The 3079-nt window shown below is 62.8% G+C and carries 3 protein-coding genes; 2 read left to right on the forward strand and 1 reads right to left on the reverse strand.

Features of this window, described 5'->3' with window-relative positions; translation table 11 throughout:
• Window positions 1-807: zinc-binding dehydrogenase (locus AWB68_RS43550; RefSeq protein WP_087650272.1), on the forward strand; the 807-nt coding region annotated here is incomplete at its 5' end.
• Between the two features lie 52 nt (window positions 808-859).
• Complete coding sequence (locus AWB68_RS43555; protein ID WP_087650274.1) at window positions 860-1723, forward strand: alpha/beta fold hydrolase; 864 nt, start codon at window positions 860-862, stop codon at window positions 1721-1723.
• A gap of 567 nt (window positions 1724-2290) precedes the next feature.
• Here the strand turns inward: AWB68_RS43555 and AWB68_RS43560 are convergent.
• The coding region (locus AWB68_RS43560) for a zinc-binding metallopeptidase family protein (protein ID WP_125483277.1) at window positions 2291-3079 on the reverse strand (789 nt) is incomplete at its 5' end.

Here is a 3079-nt window from a genome sequence, read left to right on the forward strand (position 1 = left end):
GGGCGGCCAGCCCTGTGCGAACCCGGTGCGGCGGCGAACGGCGCCGGCACGCTGTTGTCCGGCGAGCGGCGTCTCACGCGCGGCGGCAAGGCGTTGAACCACCATCTCGGATGCTCGGTGTTCGCCGAGTACGCGACGGTGTCGCGCCGCTCCGTCGTGAAGATCGATCGCGGCGTGCCGCTCGACGAAGCCGCATTGTTCGGTTGCGCCGTGCTGACCGGCGTCGGCGCGGTGGTCAATACGGCGCAAGTGCGGGTCGGCGCCTCGGTTGCGGTGATCGGCCTGGGCGGCGTCGGTCTGGCGGCGCTCATCGGTGCGCATGCGGCGGGCGCGCGACAGATCATCGCGATCGACCTGGCCGATGACAAGCTGGAGCAGGCGCGCCTCCTCGGTGCCACGCACACGGTCAACGCGGGTCAGGACGACGCGGCCGAGCAGATCCGCGCGCTGAGTTCGGGAGGCGTCGAGTTCGCGTTCGAGTTTGCCGGGTCGATCCGTGCGCTGGATTTGGCGTATCGCATCACGCGACGCGGCGGAATGACCGTGACAGCTGGTCTGCCGCCGTCAACCGCGCTTTGGCCGCTGCCCGCGGTCAGTCTCGTGGCTGAGGAGCGCACGCTGAAGGGCAGTTATATCGGGACATGCGTGCCGTCGCGCGATATCCCGCACTACGTCGATCTGTACGCGCAAGGCCGCCTGCCGGTGAACAAGCTGCTCACTGGCCGCCTGAAGCTCGACGAAATCAATCATGGTTTCGATCTGCTGCATGAAGGCAAGGCGATCCGGCAGGTTGTAGTGTTCGATTGACCTTCGAGGCGCGGCCCGACCGTACCGCCCATCTCTCCAGGACATGAACGCGATGCAGCCACAACTAAAGCAGCTCTCCGTGCTCGGACGCGGTGGATTTCACAAGCTCGCCTATGCCGAGTGGGGACCACCGAGGGCGGAACGAACCGTACTCTGTTTGCATGGGGTTTCGCGTACAGGTCGTGACTTCGACATGCTGGCCGCGGCTCTAGCGGGCGCAGATGTGCGCGTCGTCGTACCTGACCTGCCCGGGCACGGACGCAGCGAATGGCTCGAATCGCCCGCGCACTATACGGATCGTGCCTACACCCGTGCGATGTCGACGCTGATCGCCCGACTTGATGTCGAACAGGTGGATTGGGTCGGCACCTCGTTTGGCGCCCATATCGGCATGCTGATGGCATCGGAATATGGGACGCCAGTGCGTCGGCTCGTGCTCAATGACTTCGGCGCGCTCGTCTCCGCTGCCGCATTGCGCCGGGTCGGCAGTTATCTGAAGCGGTCCTGGCGTTTCACCTCGATCGACGAGGTCGATGCGCATCTGCGCGAAGTCCACGCGCCGTTTGGCAAGCTTAGCGACGCCCAGTGGCGTCATCTTGCCGAGCACAGCGCAGTCCCGGACGACGCAGGCGGCTTTCGGTTTCGCTTCGATCCCGGGATCGGCCTGCGGTTTGCGCTACCAATCTGGCTGGACGTGGAGCTATGGCACGTCTGGGATCAGATCGAGTGCCCGGTGCTCATCCTGCGCGGCGAACACTCCGACTTACTGGCGCGGAGCACCGTGGACGCCATGCTTAAGCGCGGCCCGGCGGCGAGGAGTGGCAATGTCGCCGCTTTCGAGTTTCCGGACTGCGGCCACGCGCCGGCGCTGATGGACGGTGCTCAGATCGCCACCATCAAGGACTACCTCACGTAACATCGAACGCCTGGCGTGGACCGGTAGTCGACGTTAATGGCATGCTCGCCTCAGCGGCATCGTTCCACCACTGCACGCCGAACTGCAGTGGTGTAGCGGTTCAAGACAGCATCCACCGCTCTGAATTCTTGGCGTCGTTGACGGGGGGAATCGTCGTCGGCCTTAGCTGACGGGACCTCACTCGCACTGCCAAGACGAAGGCGATCAGGCGGCCATGAGTACAGCGCTCTGCCGTGCGATCCTGAAACGGTAACGTTGATCAGATGCCACGCCGTAGTCAATACCCTACTAACCAGACGATGTCCGCTTCGTGAGACTGCGCCAAGACTCGATGCTGCTGCGCACCTTCGTCGATAGTCAGCCGGATGATTGCTTGGGGCACTCCATGCAACTCGCACTGCGTCCAGACTCATGGTGCGCAATGCGATGCAGGGAAATTCATGAGTGGCTTCGTAGTCGCGCACGGTGCCGCGATTGAGAGAGAACCAGTTTGGGTTTGCGGTCTTCGCATGGGTCGTCTCGCTAGTTTGAAGTCGCTCGTTCCTACGGCCGTATAGACGAGTTGGCCTACCGAGATGCCTTCGCCTCGATGACGCGATGCACGAACCGCAGCTTCTTCACTGCAGCCGGAGCGAGTGCGAATGGGTACGGGTCCGGCATGCCCAGACTTCGGTTCAGACTGTTCATCGCGTAGGTCAGGGGATACCACTGTTTCATCAGCAGATCGAAGCTCGCCGGACCGGGGAGCGCTTCCGCGGCAAACATCGGATCCTTTGGATTTTCGGGCGTCATGCTAATGCCGCACGCCCGCGCGGTGCCGATGGTATCGACCATATGCAGGTAGTGCGCCCACGTTTCCGCCCAATCCTCCCACGGATGCATCGTCGCGTAGGCGCTAACATGGGTAGCGCCCCAGTCCGCCGGTGCGCCCTCCCGATAATGGCGCGCCAGGGCTTCGGAATAATCGGCACGTTCATCCCCGAACAGCGCCCGAAAAGCATTCTGTTGCCGCGTGCCGACAACCAGCCGGTCAAAGTAGTAGTGGCCAATTTCGTGTCTGAAATGGCCCAACAATGTCCGGTAGGGCTCGCGCAACGCAACCCGCAAGCGTTCCCGACGCACGTCGTCCGCCTCGGCAATATTCATCGTGATCAAGCCACTGTCGTGGCCGGTCAGTACTTTGTTGCCGCGGCGGTTCTCGAGAAACTCGAAGTGGAGGCCGGTTTTGGGATTCTCTTCCCGCGTATCCACACGTAATCCCAACACGGCAAGCGTGTATAGCAGGCGGCGTTTCGCCGCTTCCATCCTGAACCAGTAGTACCTCCGACGAGGCGCCTTCAGATTCGGGATGACGGA

The organism is Caballeronia choica, from assembly GCF_001544535.1.
In the GTDB taxonomy this organism is placed as follows: Bacteria; Pseudomonadota; Gammaproteobacteria; order Burkholderiales; family Burkholderiaceae; genus Caballeronia; species Caballeronia choica.